This window comes from Brevundimonas terrae, from assembly GCF_011761985.1.
Lineage (GTDB): Bacteria > Pseudomonadota > Alphaproteobacteria > Caulobacterales > Caulobacteraceae > Brevundimonas > Brevundimonas terrae.
This window is the reverse complement of record NZ_JAASQT010000001.1, coordinates 626,096-644,580: the sequence shown is the minus strand read 5'-3', so window position 1 is coordinate 644,580 and position 18,485 is coordinate 626,096. Positions and strand designations below refer to the sequence as shown.

The 18,485-nt window shown below is 61.9% G+C and carries 22 protein-coding genes; 11 read left to right on the top strand and 11 right to left on the bottom strand.

From position 1 onward, the window contains the following. Nucleotides 1–30 precede the first annotated feature (30 nt). Together FHS64_RS03100 and FHS64_RS03095 are read left to right on the top strand one after the other, a co-directional pair. Nucleotides 31–1,029, top strand: a complete 999-nt coding sequence (locus FHS64_RS03100) for an NAD(P)H-dependent glycerol-3-phosphate dehydrogenase (protein WP_167175498.1) — start codon at nt 31–33, stop codon at nt 1,027–1,029. After that, nucleotides 1,026–1,415, top strand: coding sequence for a Rieske (2Fe-2S) protein (locus tag FHS64_RS03095; RefSeq protein WP_167175494.1), 390 nt, complete (start codon nt 1,026–1,028; stop codon nt 1,413–1,415). The genes FHS64_RS03100 and FHS64_RS03095 overlap by 4 nt, the downstream gene beginning before the upstream one ends. 16 nt (nt 1,416–1,431) lie before the next feature. On the opposite strand, the gene FHS64_RS03090 is transcribed toward FHS64_RS03095, so the two are convergent. From FHS64_RS03090 to FHS64_RS03070, 5 genes are all read right to left on the bottom strand, one after another. Beyond that, nucleotides 1,432–1,908: a phasin family protein gene (locus tag FHS64_RS03090; RefSeq protein WP_167175491.1), complete on the bottom strand. Its 477-nt coding sequence runs from the start codon at nt 1,906–1,908 to the stop codon at nt 1,432–1,434. Between the two features lie 14 nt (nt 1,909–1,922). Further along, nucleotides 1,923–2,702, bottom strand: coding sequence for a creatininase family protein (locus FHS64_RS03085; RefSeq protein WP_167175489.1), 780 nt, complete (start codon nt 2,700–2,702; stop codon nt 1,923–1,925). Nucleotides 2,703–2,807: 105 nt separating this feature from the next. After that, nucleotides 2,808–3,401 carry a TetR/AcrR family transcriptional regulator gene (locus FHS64_RS03080; protein WP_167175486.1) on the bottom strand — a complete coding sequence of 198 codons (594 nt, stop codon included), beginning with the start codon at nt 3,399–3,401 and terminating at the stop codon, nt 2,808–2,810. Continuing rightward, nucleotides 3,402–4,979 (bottom strand): DHA2 family efflux MFS transporter permease subunit, encoded by a 1,578-nt coding sequence (locus FHS64_RS03075; RefSeq protein WP_167175483.1) that lies wholly within the window; start codon nt 4,977–4,979, stop codon nt 3,402–3,404. After that, on the bottom strand, nt 4,979–6,034 hold the full coding sequence (locus tag FHS64_RS03070; RefSeq protein WP_167175480.1) for an HlyD family secretion protein: 1,056 nt from the start codon (nt 6,032–6,034) through the stop codon (nt 4,979–4,981). Before FHS64_RS03070 ends, FHS64_RS03075 begins: the two co-directional genes overlap by 1 nt. Nucleotides 6,035–6,205: 171 nt before the next feature. On the opposite strand from FHS64_RS03070, the gene nth reads away from it, so the two are divergent. Continuing rightward, nucleotides 6,206–6,961 (top strand): endonuclease III, encoded by a 756-nt coding sequence (nth, locus tag FHS64_RS03065; RefSeq protein WP_167175477.1) that lies wholly within the window; start codon nt 6,206–6,208, stop codon nt 6,959–6,961. Here nth and FHS64_RS03060 read toward each other — a convergent pair. Then, nucleotides 6,958–7,839 carry an ATP-grasp domain-containing protein gene (locus tag FHS64_RS03060; protein WP_167175474.1) on the bottom strand — a complete coding sequence of 294 codons (882 nt, stop codon included), beginning with the start codon at nt 7,837–7,839 and terminating at the stop codon, nt 6,958–6,960. The two genes, nth and FHS64_RS03060, sit on opposite strands and share 4 nt — an antisense overlap. A gap of 87 nt (nt 7,840–7,926) precedes the next feature. Here FHS64_RS03060 and FHS64_RS03055 point away from each other — a divergent pair, with 87 nt between their 5' ends. The 5 genes from FHS64_RS03055 (at nt 7,927) to FHS64_RS03035 (ending at nt 10,816) form a co-directional block, all read left to right on the top strand. Then, the gene (locus tag FHS64_RS03055; protein ID WP_167175471.1) at nt 7,927–8,937 is read left to right on the top strand and encodes an adenosine kinase; all 1,011 of its coding nucleotides are present in this window, start codon (nt 7,927–7,929) and stop codon (nt 8,935–8,937) included. Between the two features lie 119 nt (nt 8,938–9,056). Next, the gene (gene ccmC / locus FHS64_RS03050) at nt 9,057–9,776 is read left to right on the top strand and encodes a heme ABC transporter permease CcmC (RefSeq protein ID WP_167175468.1); all 720 of its coding nucleotides are present in this window, start codon (nt 9,057–9,059) and stop codon (nt 9,774–9,776) included. Between the two features lie 10 nt (nt 9,777–9,786). Continuing rightward, nucleotides 9,787–9,945, top strand: a complete 159-nt coding sequence (gene ccmD, locus FHS64_RS03045; RefSeq protein WP_167175450.1) for a heme exporter protein CcmD — start codon at nt 9,787–9,789, stop codon at nt 9,943–9,945. Continuing rightward, on the top strand, nt 9,942–10,493 hold the full coding sequence (locus tag FHS64_RS03040; protein WP_167175448.1) for a DsbE family thiol:disulfide interchange protein: 552 nt from the start codon (nt 9,942–9,944) through the stop codon (nt 10,491–10,493). The genes ccmD and FHS64_RS03040 overlap by 4 nt, the downstream gene beginning before the upstream one ends. A gap of 68 nt (nt 10,494–10,561) precedes the next feature. After that, entirely contained in the window at nt 10,562–10,816 is a 255-nt protein-coding gene (locus FHS64_RS03035) for a hypothetical protein (protein WP_167175445.1), read from the top strand. Here the strand turns inward: FHS64_RS03035 and FHS64_RS03030 are convergent. From FHS64_RS03030 to ftsY, 3 genes are all read right to left on the bottom strand, one after another. Further along, nucleotides 10,813–11,445: a MarR family winged helix-turn-helix transcriptional regulator gene (locus FHS64_RS03030; RefSeq protein WP_167175442.1), complete on the bottom strand. Its 633-nt coding sequence runs from the start codon at nt 11,443–11,445 to the stop codon at nt 10,813–10,815. The two genes, FHS64_RS03035 and FHS64_RS03030, sit on opposite strands and share 4 nt — an antisense overlap. A gap of 160 nt (nt 11,446–11,605) precedes the next feature. After that, nucleotides 11,606–12,220 (bottom strand): inner membrane-spanning protein YciB, encoded by a 615-nt coding sequence (locus tag FHS64_RS03025; RefSeq protein ID WP_167175439.1) that lies wholly within the window; start codon nt 12,218–12,220, stop codon nt 11,606–11,608. Nucleotides 12,221–12,223: 3 nt separating this feature from the next. After that, the gene (gene ftsY / locus FHS64_RS03020; protein WP_167175436.1) at nt 12,224–13,159 is read right to left on the bottom strand and encodes a signal recognition particle-docking protein FtsY; all 936 of its coding nucleotides are present in this window, start codon (nt 13,157–13,159) and stop codon (nt 12,224–12,226) included. Between the two features lie 86 nt (nt 13,160–13,245). On the opposite strand from ftsY, the gene FHS64_RS03015 reads away from it, so the two are divergent. Together FHS64_RS03015 and FHS64_RS03010 are read left to right on the top strand one after the other, a co-directional pair. After that, on the top strand, nt 13,246–15,324 hold the full coding sequence (locus tag FHS64_RS03015; protein WP_167175433.1) for an NAD(+) synthase: 2,079 nt from the start codon (nt 13,246–13,248) through the stop codon (nt 15,322–15,324). 51 nt (nt 15,325–15,375) lie between these two features. After that, on the top strand, nt 15,376–15,600 hold the full coding sequence (locus tag FHS64_RS03010) for an alkylphosphonate utilization protein (protein WP_167175430.1): 225 nt from the start codon (nt 15,376–15,378) through the stop codon (nt 15,598–15,600). Between the two features lie 52 nt (nt 15,601–15,652). On the opposite strand, the gene FHS64_RS03005 is transcribed toward FHS64_RS03010, so the two are convergent. Together FHS64_RS03005 and FHS64_RS03000 are read right to left on the bottom strand one after the other, a co-directional pair. Further along, nucleotides 15,653–16,534, bottom strand: coding sequence for an alpha/beta fold hydrolase (locus tag FHS64_RS03005; RefSeq protein WP_167175427.1), 882 nt, complete (start codon nt 16,532–16,534; stop codon nt 15,653–15,655). Between the two features lie 71 nt (nt 16,535–16,605). Next, on the bottom strand, nt 16,606–17,115 hold the full coding sequence (locus FHS64_RS03000) for a D-glycero-alpha-D-manno-heptose-1,7-bisphosphate 7-phosphatase (RefSeq protein WP_167175424.1): 510 nt from the start codon (nt 17,113–17,115) through the stop codon (nt 16,606–16,608). A gap of 212 nt (nt 17,116–17,327) precedes the next feature. Here FHS64_RS03000 and FHS64_RS02995 point away from each other — a divergent pair, with 212 nt between their 5' ends. Continuing rightward, on the top strand, nt 17,328–18,485 hold the full coding sequence (locus tag FHS64_RS02995; RefSeq protein WP_167175421.1) for a DegT/DnrJ/EryC1/StrS family aminotransferase: 1,158 nt from the start codon (nt 17,328–17,330) through the stop codon (nt 18,483–18,485).

Below are 18,485 nucleotides of genomic sequence, written 5' to 3'. Positions count from 1 at the left end.
GAGGGGAAACTCACCGCCTGCGGAGTGACTATGAATTTCAAAACGGCAGGTGTTATCGGTGCCGGTGCATGGGGAACTGCACTGGCCCAGAGCGCAGCAGCAGCGGGCCTTCAGGTCACGCTTCAGGCGCGAGAGGCCGAGGTGGCCGACAGTATCCGCAATACGCGGATCAACGAGGCCTTCCTGCCGGGGGTCGAACTGGATGCTTCGATCGCGGTGACGTCCGATCTGGCCGATCTGGCCGGTTGCGATCTGATTCTGGCCGTGCCGCCCGCCCAGCATATGCGTGCGACACTGGCGGCGTTTGCGCCCTATGCCCGTGCGGGTCTGCCGATTGTGCTGTGCTCCAAGGGCATCGAGCGCGGCTCGCTGAAGCTGATGACCGATGTGCTGGCCGAAACCATTCCGCATGCGGTGACGGCGGTCCTGTCGGGCCCCAGCTTTGCCGCCGAGGTGGCCCGTGGTCTACCCAGCGCTGTGACGCTGGCCTGTGCCGATCTGGACATGGCCGAGAAACTGGCGGGCGCTTTGTCCGGTCCGGTGTTCCGTCCCTATTATGCCGACGACATTATCGGGGCCGAGACCGGTGGCGCGCTGAAAAACGTGCTGGCCATCGCCTGTGGCATTGTTGAAGGCCGCGAAATGGGCCGTAGCGCCCATGCCGCTGTCATCACGCGCGGCTTTGCCGAGATCGTGCGCGTCACCGAGGCACTGGGTGGTAATCCGGCGACGGTGACGGGCCTGTGTGGTCTGGGCGATCTGGTGCTGACGTGCTCCAGCCCGCAATCGCGCAATATGAGCCTCGGCCTGGCACTGGGTCAGGGCCAGACTGTCGAACAGGCTCTGGCAGGCAAGCGTTCGGTGGCCGAAGGCTATGAAAGCGCGCCGGCTGTACGCGAACTGTCTAGGAAACTGGGTGTCGAAACCCCGATCATCGAGGCAGTGGCTGCTGTTCTGGCGGGCGAAACCACGGTGGATGCGGCGATTGAAAACCTGCTGACGCGCCCGCTCAAGCCGGAACGCGAATGAGCGAGGCCGAAACTGCGTCCGTCGCCGAAGAGCGCAAGCGCGTCTGGAAAACACCCGCCAATGTCGCGCTGTGTGCGTTCGACGATCTGGCCGATCCGTCATCGCGCGGGTTTGTGCTGCAGATCGGCGAGGCGTTTTTTCACGGCTTTGTGGTGAAAAAGGATGGCGAGATTGCCGGATGGGTGGACCGCTGTCCCCATGCCGGTTTTCCGATTGCCATGGAGCTGGACCGCTATCTGTCCAATGACGGCTCGGTCATCCTGTGTGGCTGGCACGGGGCGGTATTCGAGCCGCTGACGGGGGCCTGTGTCGGTGGTCCGTGTGCGGGTGGCAAGCTGACGCCGTGGCCGGTTCAGGTGGTGAACGGGATCGTTCGCACCGCCTGACCCACGATCTCCTAGACTAGTCTTTCAGGCGCTTGGCGTTTTCGGTTACGCGCGCATGTAGCGGGGCCATGATCTTGGCCTGTGCCGACAGTCCCTGCGACCACAGAGCCATACCGTCCACCATGGCCTGACCCCAGAACTGGGCGACCTGTTCGGTTTGCAGGGCCAGCCGCTTGGCCTCGTTGGTTTCACGCGACAGGGCATCCAGATTGGACTGGAGCTGGTCGCTGTTGCGGCGGGCAATGTCGGTGCAGGTCTCGCCCATTTCAAACGCGGCGTGACTGGCGGCACCGGCCGAGGCTGTGAAAGCCTCGACCTTTTCCGAACCCATCAGGCCGAGCTCCGCATGGTCGGCCCTTATGGGGTCGACGGCGGCTCCGGCCAGTTTCTCCAGACGTTTTTGAACGACGAAGGCGCTCGCCTCGGCCATTTCCTGACCGGTGCGAAGATTGGCTTCGGCATTTCGCAAAATGTCGGAGACGGGTTTTTTCATATGGGTGTCCGAACTCAGGCTACGGGCAGGACTTCATTGGCAAACGCGTTCACGTCGGCAATCAGGGCCGGTACAGCAAAATCGATGATCTGCTGGCCCTTTTCAGGCGTGGCCTGTGCAGGGTCCGAACCGATGCGGCCATCGGGGAAGCGGGCGCGATAGTCATTGGCATCGCGGATCGGGCCGGTCGGGGCGATCTTCGGCTCATAGGTCGCCGTTTTTACGCGATCCGGATAGGCCGCATAGGTGACGGCGATTTCCGACGGCGTGGCGTGCGAGCCGTGACCGACGGGGAAGATGTCTTCACACAGCTTCTGGACGCCCGGCAGATCCCACCAGTTACGCAGCTTCATCACGAACGGCGGACGCTCGGCCCACGGCTCGGGCGTGAACGACCACTCGGCATAGATTTCGGCAAAGGCGGCTTCGATGGTGGCGACATTGCCGCCATGACCGTTGAGGAAATAGATGCGTTCAAAGCCGTGGCGGGCCAGCGACGACACCCAGTCGGCAATCGCGCCCATAAAGGTGGACGGGCGTAGGGTGATGGTGCCGGGGAAGGCCAGATGGTGCTGGGCCATGCCGATATTGAAGGTCGGGGCGACCAGAATGGTCTCGTCGGCTTTTTCAGCGGCGTGGGCGATGATTTCCGGGCAGAGCCAGTCGGTGCCCAGCAGGCCGGTCGGGCCGTGCTGTTCGTTCGAGCCGATCGGTACGATGACCGTCTTGGCCAGCACTTGGCCGGACTTCAGATAGGCATCGATTTCAGGCCAGGACGAAAGGTGGATCAGCATTTAAGGCTCCGCAGGGCCGCATTGGCAGCCATTCGAAAGAAACAGAGCCTATATCTAGGCTGATCTGCGCCTGATGGCTATTGCGGGCGTGGTCTTATCGCGCGCTTACACCGCATAGGCGCGCACAAATCGGCGGGCCGTCTCGTTGGCGTGCTGGACCATGTCCTGTTCGGGCGTTTCCAGCCCCAGAACCATACGCAGATGGGCATGTCCCAGAACCATGCCGACAAAAATTTCGGCGGCCTGATCGGGGTTCTGGATGGCCAACTGCCCCTGTGTGTTGCGGTCCTCGAGCCATTGCGACAGGCGGCGCAGGCTGCGGGCGGGACCGGCATCGAATACGGCCGCCGCCAGCTCATGATCCTCGCGCGAGACAAAGGCCAGCGCCCGCAAATGCTCGGAGCTGTTGGCCTTCACCACCTGCGTCAGCAATCCCATGGCCATGCCGCTGAGCGCCTGTTGGGGGCTGCCGGTATTTTCCAGCGGCGAGGTGATCGACAAGGAACGCCGGGTCAACAGTGCCCGCGCCAGCTCGGACTTGGACGGATAGCGGTTATAGAGCGTCTGTTTGGAGACGCCCGCCATGCGCGCGATCTCGGCCATGGAGGCCTTGGCCCCCTTGCGCGCGAACAGGTCCATGGCGGCGGCCATGATGGCCTCGCTTTTCTGCTCGTCGATCTGGCCGGGGGCTCGTGGCATCTAGTGTATCTCGGCGGAGGGCGCGGCCCCATCGGTTTTGGCGGGGCGGGCAAACAGGGTGACAAAGGCGGCAAACGCACACGCCACCGCCAAAAGGGCAAAAGCATCACCGAAAGCCTGCGTGGTCGCCTGCTTCTGGAACATGCCGTAAACCGCTTTCAGCGCCGAGGCGTGCGGGTCGATCGAGGACGAGAACCTTGCGGTCATGGCCTCGATCATCTGCCGCATCTGCACATGGGTTTGATCGACCCGAGAGGTCAATTCGGCCATATGTCGCGCCGAGTTCTGGGTGATGCTGGTATTCAGGATGGCCAGACCGAATGCGCCGCCGACATTGCGCGACAGGTTCACCAGACCCGAGGCATTCTTGACCATGTGCGGGGGCAGGGTGGCCATGGTCACCTGTTGCGAGGCGATCATGGCGATCATCACGCCCGCGCCGCGCATGGCCTGCACACCGGCAAACTCCCAAAAGCCCCATTCGTCCGTGACCAGACGGGCATCCCACATGCCCCACGAGGCCATGACAAAGCCGACAAACATCAAGATACGCGCATCGAACATACGCACCAGACGCCCCGCAAACGGGCCCATGGCAAACATGGATAGGCCCGACACGATCATGGTGGTGCCAACCTCCGAGGCCGAATATTCGCGCACCCGTCCCAAAAACAGCGGGATCAGGAACGAGCCACCGAACAGGGCCGCCCCGACGACAAAGGTCATGATGACGCCGACTACAAAGTTGCGGTTACCAAAGGCCCGTAACTCTACGATCGGATTGCTGGACTGTAGCGAGCGCCAGATAAAGGCGGGACCGCAAATGGCCGCCACAACCGTCAACAGCAGGATGTGGTCATTGGCGAACCAGTCTTCCTTGGCCCCTTCTTCCAATACGAACTGAAGGCTCATCAGGAAGGCGGCCATCAGGAACAGGCCCAGCCAGTCAAATCCCTTGGCCAGCGACAGGTCACCCTTGTCGAAATTGCCATAACGACCGACCAGAAACAGCACGATCATGCCGGGGAAGATGTTGATGAAGAATAGCCAGCGCCAGCTGAGCCATTCGGTCAGATGCCCGCCCAGCGTCGGCCCCACGGTCGGGGCCAGCGTGACGATCAGGCCCATAATGACGCTGGCCGTCACCCGCTTTTCGGGCGGGAAGGCGGTAAAGGCCACGGCAAATACGGTCGGGATCATCGCCCCGCCGACAAAGCCCTGAATGGCGCGGAAAAAGATCATCATCTCGATGGATGACGACAGGCCCACCAGAACACTGGTGATCAAAAACCCGATACAGGAGGCCAGAAACACCTTCTGGGTGCCCCATAGCCGAGACAGAAAACCTGATAGCGGGATCATCACCACTTCGGGGATCAGATAGGCGGTCTGGATCCAGCTGATTTCATCGGCCGAGGCACCGACACCGGCTTGAATCTGGGGCAGGGAGGCAGCCACGATCTGGATATCCAGAATGGCCATGAATTGGCCGATCACCATGCCGGCAAAGCCGAGCAGGAGCACGGTCCAGTTGATGGGGGCCTCGTCCCCGTTTGCCGTGATTGCGGGGGCGCTCATCAGCGGGCGGTCGGTTGGGTGTTCTGGCCGCTCTTGAGGTCCACGGTGACATGGACCGACAGGCCGGGGCGCAGACCCAGACGGGTGGCGTCTTCAACGGCGATCCGCACCGGCACGCGCTGGGTGATCTTGGTGAAGTTGCCGGTCGCGTTCTCGACAGGGATCAGGGCAAATTCCGAACCGGTGGCGGGGGCGAAGCTGTCGATAACGCCGTTGATCTTGCGATCGGGGAAGGCATCGGCCTTTATGGAGACGTGTTGGCCCAACTGCATCCGGTTCAACTGGGTTTCCTTGAAATTGGCCACCACATAGACATCGCCCAGCGGCACAACCGACATCATCTGCCCGCCCGCCTGCACCACCTGACCTACACGCACGCCGCGAGCGCCAACGGCACCCTTGATCGGGGCGCGGATAATGGTGCGCTCCAGCGTCAGACGCGCCTGTTCGACGGCGGCCTCGGCTTTTTGTACGGCCGCAGAAGACTGGTTACGTGACGAGGACAGCACGCCAAGGGTGCGCTGTTCGGCAGTCAGTGCGGCCTGTGCCTGAGCCACGCTGGCGCGGGCGGTGTCGGCCTGTGCGCGCTGGGTGTCCATGCGCTGGGTCGAGACCCAGCCTTGGCTGGCCAGCTGGCCGTAGCGGTCCACCTCCTTGCGGGCCAGATCGGCTTGTGTGCGGCTCTGGTCCACGGCGGCGGCGTGGGCGGCGATGGCGGCCTGTTGCTGTGCAAGCTGGGCGTCGACATTGCCGACCGCGGCCTTCAATGCCGCCAGATCGGCCTCGGCCTCGGCAAGCGCAGCCTTGGCATCGGCATCGTCCAGACGCACCAGTATCTGTCCGGCCTCGACCGTCTGGTTATCCTTGACCAGAACCTCGATCACCTGACCGCTGATGCGGGGTGCGACCATGACGGTGTCGGCCTCGACAAAGGCGTTGTCGGTCTTTTCCCATCTTTGCTTGCTGATCCACCAGTAGCCGCCGCCCACAACAAGGGCGATGGCAACAATGACAGCAATGATCAGGGGCAGGCGTTTGCGCGGGGAGGCGGCCATGGAGAACAACTGGGCTTGGGGAGGGTTATGAAATCGGCGCGAAAAATGGACCCATTGGTCCAAAAATCAATAGGCGACTTTTAGCCGCGCTCATTTTTACAGGCACCGTCACATGCCTGATGGCGTCAGAAGCTTGCTTTCAAAGGGTTTCGCGGCCATGCCAATAGAGCCATGACCGATGCCAAACGCCCCGTTTCAAAGTCTGTTCGCGCCGCTTTGACGCCGCCCTCTGGTGTGCGTAAGTCCCGTCAGCCGAAAAAAGCCCCTGTCGGGGTGATCGTGCGCTGGCCGCCGACCAAGGCCAAGGTCGAGACGGTGTTCGCCCGTCTGTCGGCCATCATGCCCGAGCCGAAGACCGAGCTGGACTTTGTGAACCCCTATACGCTGGTGGTGGCGGTGGCCCTGTCGGCACAGGCGACCGATGTGGGGGTCAACAAGGCGACCAAGGCCCTGTTCGAGGTTGCCGATACGCCCGAAAAGATGCTGGCGCTCGGCGAGGAGGGGCTGATCCCCTATATCGCCTCCATCGGGCTTTATCGCACCAAGGCCAAGAATGTGATCGCCGCCGCCCGCATGCTGGTGAACCAGCATGGCGGACAGGTGCCGTTAAACCGCAAGGACCTTCAGGCCCTGCCAGGGGTGGGGCGCAAGACCGCTAGCGTGGTTCTAAACGAGCTGGATATCGAACCGGCCATTGCCGTCGATACCCATGTGTTCCGCGTCTCGCACCGACTGGGGCTGGCCAATGGCTCAACCCCCGACAAGGTCGAGGACCAGCTTCACCAGATCGTGCCCAAGAAATGGCTGGCCAAGGCGCACCACTGGCTGATCCTGCATGGCCGCTATACCTGTCTGGCACAGCGGCCTAAATGTGCGGGCTGTGTGTTGGCCGATATCTGTCCCTCGCGGGCCAGTTTCGCCGATTAAAGACGGGCTTTGACCGCTTCGGCAAAGCGGGCACCGGCCTTGGGGGCGGCGGCCAGATAGAAGTCCGGCTCGATCAGTTCGGCCTCCATCAGCACCCAGCGTCCCGTCTCGTCACGGGTCAGATCGATGCGAGCATAAAGCAGGTCACCGCCAAAGGCCTTGAGCACCTGTTGCGCCAGAGCGAGAGCTTCTGGCGGGGCGCTGTCCAGCGCCTGATACTGGCCGCCGAACTGCACTTGAATACGGAACTCGCCCTTAAGCGGGCGTTTGTTGACGACGTGGGACAGTTCGCCACCAAAGAAGAGCAGCGAGGTCTCGCCCTCGGTTTCGATGGTGGGCAGATAGGACTGGATCATCGCCGCCCCTTCAGGGGCCTTGGCCAGTTTTAACGCCCAGTCCGAATTGCGGTCCAGACGTAATGTCCGGTAGGCCCCCGCCGAAATCGTCGGTTTGACGATCAGAACATCGCTGGCCAGATCATCAAAGGCCATATCGATATCGCGGGCGGTGACGCGCTCGACAAAGCGGGTGGCGGCCATCGGGATGCCGTGGTCGATCAGACCTTGCAGATAGGCCTTGTCGGAGTTCCACATCAGGGTGTCGGCGCTGTTGGCCAGCGGCAAGCCCTCGCGCTTCCAAAGATCGCAGGCCTTGAGCCATAAGGCGTGATCGCGGTGATAGCCCCAGACAATCACAGGCAGGATCAGGTCATAGTCTTTCAGACCCGAGGCATCGTTCGCATGATCGGTCCACGCTTCGGGATGAACGTCCAGACCCGCCGCGATCAGTGCGGCTTTCAGAACCTCGAGCACCTGTGGCCACTGTCCGGCATAGGACGGGTCGGCAGGGTCGGGCGTCAGGATGGCAATCTTGGACATGGTACTCATCGGAAACGGCGAAATATGAGAAGCGATATTTCACGTGAAACAGTAGCGCGAAACCTATCTCGTGATTAAGAAGCCGGTATGACCCAAAACTCTACTGATGTCCGTTTCGATGTGCTGGCTGTCGGCAATGCCATCGTTGACGTTCTGGCCCCGTGCGAGGCCGCCTTCCTTGAACAGCGCGGCCTGGTGCCCGGTTCGATGCAGCTGGTCGACGAAGACCAGAGCGCGCAACTGTATGACGGCATGGCACCAGGGGTCGAGGCTTCGGGTGGTTCGGCCGGTAACACCGTGGCGGGCGTGGCCTCCTATGGCGCGCGTGCGGCCTATATCGGCAAGATTGCCAAGGACCAGCTGGGCGAGGTGTTCGCCCACGATATCCGTGCCGGTGGTGTGCATTTCGACACGCCGGTTCTGGAAGGCGGAGCCGGTACCGGTCGCTGCCTGATCAACGTCACCCATGACGGCCAACGCACCATGTGCACCTTCCTCGGTGCGGCCAACCAGTTGACCGTCGCCGATATCGACGAGGCCCTGATCGGTTCCAGCGCCATCGTCTATCTGGAAGGCTATCTGTTTGACCCGGCACCGGCGCGTGCGGCGTTCGAAGCCGCCGCCGCCGCCGCCCACAAGGCCGGTCGCAAGGTCGCCATCACCCTGTCGGACTCGTTCGTGGTTCACCGCTGGCGCGCCGAACTGCTGGACTTCATCAAGGCCTCGGCAGACATCGTTCTGGCCAACGAAGCCGAACTGGCCGCCCTGTTCGAAACCGAAGATTTTGACGCCGCTGCCGACCAGCTGGCCGCTATCGTCGAGATCGCTGCCGTCACCCGTGGCGCGCATGGCTCGGTCATCATTTCGGGCGAACAGCGCGTGGCTGTGGCCGCCTTTGCCGTGGACAAGGTTCTGGATACGACCGGTGCCGGTGACCAGTATGCGGCGGGCTTCCTCGTCGGTCTGGCGCGCGGCCTGTCGCTGGAGGATGCGGGCAAGCTGGGTTCGCTGGCAGCCTCCGAAGTGATCGCCCACTGGGGCCCGCGTCCGCAGGTCAAGTTGGTTGAACTGGCGGCTGAACACGGCCTGACCCTATAAGAATAGGTCAGCTAAAAAATAAGGGCAGCAGGTGCGTCATGCGCCTGCTGCCCTTTTTCTTTGGGCCGTGCGGTTCGGTTTGCTTGCTGTCCTGCGCGGGGACGGGTAATCGGCAAACTATGTTTGGTCTCGCCAATCCCGATCGTTTCATGCGTTTCACCGGCCCTCTGGTTCCGGTGCTCTGGGCCGTTGCTATCGGCCTGCTGTTATGGGGGACGGCGCTGAGCTTCTCGGTGCCGGAAGATTACCAGCAGGGTGATACGGTCCGCATCATGTTCATCCATGTGCCGGCGGCGATTGTCGGCCTCGGGGCCTATCTGGCTCTGGGTGTGTCCAGCTTTTTTGCGCTGGTCTTCCGCCATCCGCTGGCCGACGCCGCTGCCCGTGCCGCCGCTTTGCCGGGTGCGGCCCTGACTGCTCTGGCCCTGTTCACAGGCTCGCTCTGGGGCAAGCCCATGTGGGGCACATGGTGGGTGTGGGACGCCCGCCTGACCTCGGTTCTGGTGCTGTTTCTTTTCTATATCGGCTACATGGCCCTGCGCTCGTCGATCGACGACGAACAGCGCGCCTCCAAGGCCGCGGCCGTGCTGGGCATGGTGGGTCTTATCAATCTGCCGATCGTGAAATTCTCGGTGGACTGGTGGAACACCCTGCACCAACCGGCATCCCTGATCCGCTCGGGTGGCACCAGTGTCGATCCGGCCTATCTTCCGGCCCTGTTGGCGATGGTTTTCGGTTATGGCCTGTTCTTCGGTGCCATCTGGCTGACCTCCATTCGCAGTGAAGTACGCCGCCGCCGCGTATTGTCTCTTAAGGCCCGTGCGGCCCAATACGCCTGAGGAGGTCCAGATGTTCGATTTCGACATGGGAAAACACGCGGCCTATGTCTGGCCCGCATGGGGCGCGACAGTGCTGGTCCTTGTGGCACTGGCCATTCGCGCGGCCATGCAGTCCTTGCGCATGAAGCGTGAACTGGCCCGCTTGGAAGCTGACAGGAAGGCCCGATGAACCGCTGGATCGCCGCCATACCGGTCGCGGCCCTTGCCGCACTCGGACTGTTTCTGGCCTTCCAGATGCAGCAGATGTCCAAAACGGGTGCCGACAGCCGCCACGCCCCTGCGGCTCTGGTGGGTCAGCCGGTGCCGGAAACCGTCCTGCCGCTACTGGAAGGTGATGTGGCGTCCAACCGGATGCTGGACATCAAGACCGCTGCCGTCGGCAAGCCGATGGTGCTGAATGTCTTTGCCAGCTGGTGCGCGCCGTGCCGTCTGGAACACCCGCAATTGATGGCGCTCAAGGCACAGGGCATCAAGGTCGTCGGCATCGCCTATAAGGACGATCCGGTCAAAACCCGCGCCTTCCTCGACGAGTTGGGCGATCCGTTCGATCTTGTGCTGGTCGATCAGGAGGGCCGCGCAGGGCTGGACCTCGGCATTTCCGGCGTACCCGAAACCTTCGTCGTCGATGCCTATGGGCAGGTGACCTATAAGGCCTCGGGCCCGATCCTGAGCGATGCGGACCGTCAGGCGCTGGAACAGGCCTATAAGGCCCGCTGAGCGGCGGTGCATTAGGGTGAATCTGACGTTAACCATACCTTAGTGCCGATGGGGCAAAGCTTGGCCCCATGTCGGCCATTGCTCCAGATCGTCCGTTTTTCCCGCCTGCCGCAAAAGGGCAGGGCGGTGGCACTGCGTTCAATGCTGCAAAGGCGCTGAAAGAGGCACAGGTGGCCTTTTTCCGTCCGGTTGCCGCCACCGTGGCTGCGCCTGAAACGCCTGCCGCTGCCCCAGCCGAACCGCGCCCTGAAATTGCTGCCGTGCCGGCTGCTGCCAGCGCAGGCTTCAAGCGGCCCGGTTCCTATCTGGATATCCGCGTCTAAGCCTCAGAAGGCTTTTCCGGTTCATCCGCGACGGGCTGGACCTTGGCCTTTTTCGATTTCTTGGCCGGTTCGCTCTCGTCGTTTTTAGCCGCCTTCTTGGCCAGCTTGGCGGCCTTGCGGGCTTCCTTGTCGGCCTTTTTCGCCGCCTTCTTGGCGCTCTTGACCTCTTCGGGGGCCTTGTCCGCGACCTCGGCCAACTGGGCAAGGGTCTCAAGGAAGGTCTGGCGGCGTCCCTTGGACAGCATGGCCAGAATACGCTTGTCGGCAGCCGCCACGCAGGGGCGGGCCGCTTCGAGGGCGGCAAGGCCTTCTTCGGAGACACGCACCGCCTTGGCCCGCGCATCCAGCGCCGACTTTTCGCGTAGCAACAACCCCTTGGCGGTCATGCGGCTGACCAGATCGGCCAGGGTCGAGCGGTCGATGCCGGTGGCCTGAACCAGTTCGGTCTGGGTCAGGCCCTGACGCTGGGCGGCCACTTCCAGAACCGCATACTGGCGCTGGGTAATGCCGCTGCTGGCCGATTCCTCGGCATAGATGTCGAGGCACAACTGCAAGGCGCGGTGCATCAGATGGCTGGGCGACTGAGCCAGTTCACTGATCGGGGTCTTGTGTTTGGCAGCTTTGATCATCGGCTCTCTCGACAGGGGGCGTCTATGTGTTGGCTAACAATCGGCGTTGAAGCTTTGACGACGGTTCAAAGGCGGTGTGCTGACATTTTCAGTGGGTGCGGAAAACAATAAGGCCCGCCGTATGATAACGGCGGGCCTTGGTAATGGTTCAGCTTGTCGATCAGCTGTCCTGTTCGGGCTCTTCATCCTTGATCAGGTGCTTCATGATGAAGAAGACCTGCCAGATGCCGAACGCCGCAGAGGCCAGCCACAGACCGCCACGGAAGGCGACCCAGAAATCATCCGACTGGGTCCGCCAGATGGTTTCATTGACGATGGCGACGACCAGGAAGAACAGGCCATAGCGCAAGGTCAGCCCGCGCCAGCCCGCATCGGTCAGGTTAAAGGCGCTGCCCAAAAGGTATTTGAACGCGGCCTTGTTGAAATATAGCGAGCCGAGCAGAATGGCCGACAGGGCCAGATTCTGGATGGTGATCTTGATCTTCAACAGGTTGGGATCATGGAAGAAGATGGTCAGCGTCCCGAACACCAGCGCGAACAGGCCGCTGAACAGCGGCAGGGGCGCAAGGCGTTTTTCCAGCAACCAGCCGGCAATCAGGGCAATGGCCGAGGCACCGACCAGTACCCATGTCGCTTGAACGAGAGCTTCGCGGCCATCCAGCTTCTGGACAAAACGCAGGAAGACATAGGTGGCCATGAAGGCCGCCAGCGCGCCGAAGTCGATGGCTTGGCGCAGATTGCTGGCTTTTTTGGATTCGGTTTTGGCTTCGGCCATGGATCAGTCCTCCAGACCGACGAGTGAACGGGCAAAGGCGTTGGCGTCAAAGTCTTGCAAGTCTTCAACCCCTTCACCCACGCCGATCAGTTTGATGGGGGCGTCCGATGCCTGTGCCACCGGCACCAGCACACCGCCGCGCGCTGTGCCGTCCAGCTTGGTCATGACCACGCCCGACACATAAGCCGTGCGACCGAAAATCTTTTCCTGCTCCAGCGCATTGCGGCCCACCGTGGCGTCCAGCACCAGCAGGGTTTCGTGCGGTGCATCGGCATCGACTTTTTTCAACACGCGCACGATCTTCAGCAACTCGTCCATCAGGGTGGACTTGTTCTGAAGACGGCCCGCCGTGTCGATCAACACCACGTCAAAGCCTTCAGCCTTGGCCTTGGTATAGGCATCAAAGGCGAGGCCCGCCGCATCGGCACCGTCGCGGCGGCTTTCGAAATGGGCACCGGCGCGGTCGGCCCAGACCTTGAGCTGTTCGCGGGCGGCGGCACGGAAGGTGTCACCCGCCACGATCATCACCTTGGCGCCCTTGGCGGTCAGGTCAGAGGCGATCTTGCCCAGGGTGGTGGTCTTGCCCGAGCCGTTGACGCCGACGAACAGGACCACATAGGGTTTTTCGCCGCCCAACGGATCGAATTTGGCCTGACGCGGCAGCAGTTCGGCAGCGACCGCTTCGGCCAGGGCTTCCTTGACCTCGCGCTCGTTCGACGTCTTGCCGAACCGCAGGGCGCGGAAGCGCTCGACGATGCGGGCCGACGCGGCCGGACCCAGATCGCTCTCGATCAGATGTTCCTCGAGTTGTTCGAGGCGCTCTTCGGACAGAGGTTCCTTGGCGAAAGTCGAGACGACCTGATCGGTCATCTGCTTGGAGGATCGTGACAGACCCTCGCTCAGTCGCTGTAACCAGCCTTTTTTCGGCGTATCGCTCATAGCAACTGCTCTAGCCGACGATGGTTCTCAGGTCACGCGCGAACCTATATGGATAGGCGTCCTGTTTCGCTTTCCGGAAAGTTGCCATGGTCCAGTCGAGACATCCCTTCTTTGAAGCCCGTACCCACGGTTTTGTCCGCACGGCGGCGGCAACGCCTGTGGTGCATGTGGCCGATCCGGTCAGCAACGGGAACGCGCACGAGGCGCTGATCCGCAAGGCGGCCGAAGAAGGTGTTGATCTTCTGGTGTTTCCCGAACTGTCGCTTAGTGCCTATGCCATTGATGACCTGCATATGCAGTCCGCACTTCTGGAGGCGGTCGAAGACCAGATTGCCCGTCTGTGCGCCCTGACCGAACAGTTTGATCTGGTGGCGATTGTCGGTGCGCCCCTGCGACATGGTGACAGCCTGTTCAACTGCGCCGTGGTGCTGGCGGGCGGCGAGGTTCTGGGCGTGGTGCCCAAATCCTATCTGCCGAACTACCGCGAATATTATGAAAAGCGCTGGTTCGCGCCTGCGGCCTCGCGCACTGAGGATGCCATTACCCTGAACGGAGAGCGCGTCGATTTCGCGCCGGGTCTGGTGTTCGAGGCGGTGAACCGCCCGGGCTTTATCTTTGCCGTCGAAATCTGCGAGGACTTCTGGGCCCCCACGCCGCCGTCTACGCGTGCGGCGATGGCGGGTGCGCGTATCCTGTGCAACCTGTCGGCCTCCAATATCGTCATCGGCAAGTCGGATGATCGCGCCCTGATGTGCGCCTCACAATCGGCCCGCACCTTGTCGGCCTATGTGTTCGCCGCCTCCGGCTGGGGCGAAAGCACGACCGATCTGGCTTGGGACGGTCAGGCCATGATCCACGAGCTTGGCGTAAAGCTGGCCGAGGGCGAGCGGTTCTCGATGGAAAGCCATCTGACCATTGCCGATGTCGATGTGGACCGGATCGGTCTGGACCGCCTGCGTAACGGCACCTTTGCCGACTGCGCCCGTCTGGAAGGCGAGACGGCAGTGATCGTGCCATTCGAGGCCAGTGAAGGGCCACAGGAAGGGGCGATGGGCGATGTGATCCGCCCGCTGGACCGTTTCCCCTTCGTGCCCGACGATGCCGCACGTCTGGATCAGGACTGCTTCGAGGCATTCAATATTCAGGTGCAGGGCCTGATGCGCCGCATGACGGCAACGGGCGCGCAAACCCTGGTGATCGGCGTATCCGGCGGTCTGGATTCCACGCAGGCCTTGCTGGTGGCGTGCCGCGCCTTTGATCGCCTTGAAATTCCGCGCTCGGGTATTCTGGCCTATACCATGCCGGGCTTTGCCACCTCGGACGGCACCAAGTCCAATGCATGGGCGCTGATGAAGGCGCTGGGGGTTTCGGGCCACGAGATCGATATCCGCCCCGCCGCCGCCGCCATGCTGGAAGGCATTGGCCACCCCTATGCCAAGGGCGAGCCGGTCTATGACATCACGTTTGAAAATGTTCAGGCGGGCCTTCGCACCGACTATCTGTTCCGTCTGGCCAACCACAATAACGGTTTTGTGCTGGGCACGGGCGACCTGTCGGAACTGGCGCTGGGCTGGTGCACCTATGGTGTCGGCGACCATATGAGCCATTACAACGTCAATGGCGGCGTGGCCAAAACCCTGATCCGCCATCTGATCCGCTGGGTAGCGGACAAGGCGGTGGTGGGGGCGGGGGCCAGCCCGACGCTTCATGCCATTCTGGCCACCGAGATTTCGCCCGAACTGGTCCCCGCAGGTGCGGACGGGAAAATCCAGTCCACCGAGGGCACGGTCGGTCCCTATGCCCTGAACGACTTCTTCCTGTTCTATATCAGCCGCTACGGCATGAACCCGTCCAAGGTCGCCTATCTGGCGCATCAGGCGTGGTCGGATGCCGCGCGCGGGCTGTGGCCTGTCGGCATGCCGGATGATGAAAAAGTCGCCTATGACCTTGAGGTCATCCGTTTCTGGCTGCGGAAATTCCTGATCCGCTTCTTCCAGACCAGCCAGTTCAAACGCTCGGCAGTACCCAATGGCCCCAAGGTGGTGACGGGCGGTTCGCTGTCGCCGCGCGGGGACTGGCGCGCGCCGTCCGACAGCTCGGCGCGGGTCTGGCTGGAGGAGCTGGATGGCAACCTTCCGCCGGTCACCCTCAGCCGCGTACAATAAACCCTGTATGCAACATGGTTTTTCGTGACCTGTTCGGCTAAGGACATTTTTATGACTGATGAAATCACCCGCGACAGCAATGGCGCTGAGCTGAAAGACGGCGACAGCGTAACCCTCATCAAGGACCTGAAGGTCAAGGGCTCGGGGGGCGTGACCCTCAAGCGCGGCACCAAGGTCCTCAAGATCCGCCTGACCGGCGATCCTGAAGAGATCGAGGCCAATGTCGAAAAGGTGCGCGGCCTCGTGCTGCGGACCGAGTTCGTCAAAAAGGCCTGATCTTTACGGTCCGATGAAATCAAAAGGGGCGCTGTGACCAGCGCCCCTTTTTTCATGCCTGTCGGGACAGGAAATCCAGAATGGCCTCGCTGGCCTCCGGTTCGTCCAGCATCGGGGCGTGGCCGATATCGGGTATCTCGACCAGAGCGGCTTTTGCGCCTTCGTCCAGCATTCGCGCGGCAATCGAGGTGCTGAGCAGGTCGGACGTGCCGCCGCGCACGATCAGGGTCGGACGCTCGGCCAGTGTGCGGAACAGCTGCCACAGGTCCGGCACCAGCGCCGCTGCGCCACCGGCACGGATCGGGGCCGAGATATCGGGATCATAGGCCAGCACCGGAACGCCCTCGGCATTCTCGACGAAGATACGACGGGCAAAGGCCTCCCAGTCGCTGTCGTCATAATGGGGGAAAGCCACTTCGTTGATGACGCGGGCATAGTCCGTTGCACCGGCCCAGTTGGTGATGGTCACCGGCTTGCCCGTATAGGCGGCAATGCGGGCCAGACCCTCTGGGGCCACTTCGGGTCCGACATCATTGAGGATGGTCGCCGCAATTGCTTGCGGGCGCACAGCCGCCAGACACATGGTGATCAGGCCGCCCATGGAGGTGCCCATGAAGATGGCCCGCGCGATATTTTTCTGGTCCAGCAGGGCGGCGATGTCGCTCGCATAGACAGGCGGCACATAGGTCATCGGATCGCCAGCGCGACCGGATTTTCCGCGCCCGCGCACATCGACGGCCAGTACGCGATAGCCTTCTTCGCACAACAGGCTGGCAATGCTGTCAAAATCGGCGCTGTTGCGCGTCAGGCCGTGAATGGCGATGACGGGCAGGGGGCGTACCTCGCCCTTGGGCTGATAATCGCGCCCATAGAGTTTCAGGCCGTCTTCACTGGTCCAGTGAAACTCGGAAAACACGATATCGGACATACTCATCTCGTCCCCTTGGCCCGCCCCTTCAGTCATGCAGTCAGGGACAGGTTATTCACCAAAAATGGAAATGTCGATCAGCCGCCGACTATGGTCGATACGAGGTCGTCCAGATTGCCGCCAGTGAAGTGAAAGCCCCGTACGCCGGCGTTTTTGGCGGCCTGCATGTCCGACAGATTGTCGCCGATCATGATCGAACTTTCGTCTAGGCTCAGGTCCAGATCGGCCGCCGCTCGTACCAACATGCCGGGGTTCGGCTTGCGATCGGGGTGGTCGGGATGCTGGTAGCGATGCTCTACCGCTACCTTGTGGAAGGGGCAGAAATAGATGGCATCAATCGTTGCGCCACCCTTGGCCAGTTCCGCCAGCAGCAGTTTGTGGAAGGCATGCATGGTGTCTTCGGAGAAATAGCCACGCGCAATACCGGACTGGTTGGTGACGATGACGGTGACATAGCCCGCATCGTTCAAACGCTTCACGGCCTCGGCGGCCCCCGGCATCATCTGTAGCTGGTCGGGCCGGTGCGGATAGCCGCAATCATGGATCAGGACACCGTCACGGTCGAGAAAGGCAGCAGGGCGGCTCATAATCCATCACCATTTCGTTTCGGGGCTATCGCTGCCCATAACCCGACATAGCGGGTTTGACCACGCCGCTTTGTGACAGCTTCGTTGCATCCGGCAACGCGAAGTGACCTTTCGGCGTTTTACTGCATGGCCGTGGATTTGCTAGGAAAGTGACAATTCGTATGTGACGCGCACTGATGTGCGCCGCCCCCGACCGTGTGGAGAGCGAAACCATGATCCCCTTTATTGACCTGCAAGCCCAACGTGTACGCCTGAACGGCAAGATCGAAGCCGCTGTGGCCGAGGCTGTCGTCGGCGGCGCATGGGTAATGGGCCCGCAAGTGCGCCAGTTCGAGGCTGACCTCGCCGCCTTCGGCAAGGCCAAGCATGCGCTGGGTTGCGCCAACGGCACCGACGCACTGGCCCTGCCGCTGATGGCATGGGACATCAAGGCCGGTGATGCCGTCTTCGTGCCCAGCTTCACCTTTGCCGCCACCGCCGAGGTTGTGCCGTGGTTCGGTGCCGAACCGGTGTTCGTGGATGTTGATCCGGTCACCTATAATATGGCCCCAGCCAAGCTGGCTGCGGCCATTGACGCCATCAAGGCTGAAGGTCGTCTGACCCCACGTGCGGTCATCGCTGTGGACCTGTTTGGTCAACCGGCAGACTATCCGGCCATCAAGGCCATCTGCGATCAGCACGGCCTGAAACTGATCTCGGACTCGGCGCAGGGCTTCGGCTGCACGATCAACGGCCAGCATCCGCTGACGTGGGCCGATGTCACCACCACCAGCTTCTTCCCTGCCAAGCCGCTCGGTTGCTATGGCGACGGCGGCGCGGTTCTGACCAATGATGACGAACTGGCCCAGCTGATGGATTCCATCCGCGTGCACGGCAAGGCCGTCGGCGTGGACCTTGAAGGCCGCACCTTTGATCACGACCCGAAATATCTCAACATGCGTATCGGCCTGAACAGCCGTCTGGACACCATTCAGGCCGCGGTTCTGATCGAAAAGCTGAATGTGTTCGGTCAGGAGATCGAATGGCGTAACCGCATCGCCAAGCGTTATAACGACGCCCTGCGCGCACACGTTGCCAAGGTGCCGGACGTGCCGGAAGGCAACGTCTCGAACTGGGCGCAATACACGATCGAGCATTCGAACCGCGATGCTCTGGCCGCGCACCTGAAAGAACAGGGCGTGCCGACCGCCGTCTATTATCCTATCCCGCTGCACATGCAGCCGGCCTATGAGATGTTCCCGCGCGGTGCCGGTGGCCTGCCTGAAACCGAGCGTCTGATGGATGTGGTCATCAGCTTGCCGATGCACTCGGATCTGGACGAGGCCACGCAAGACAAGATCATCGCCGCCGTTCTCTCGTTTAAGGCTTAA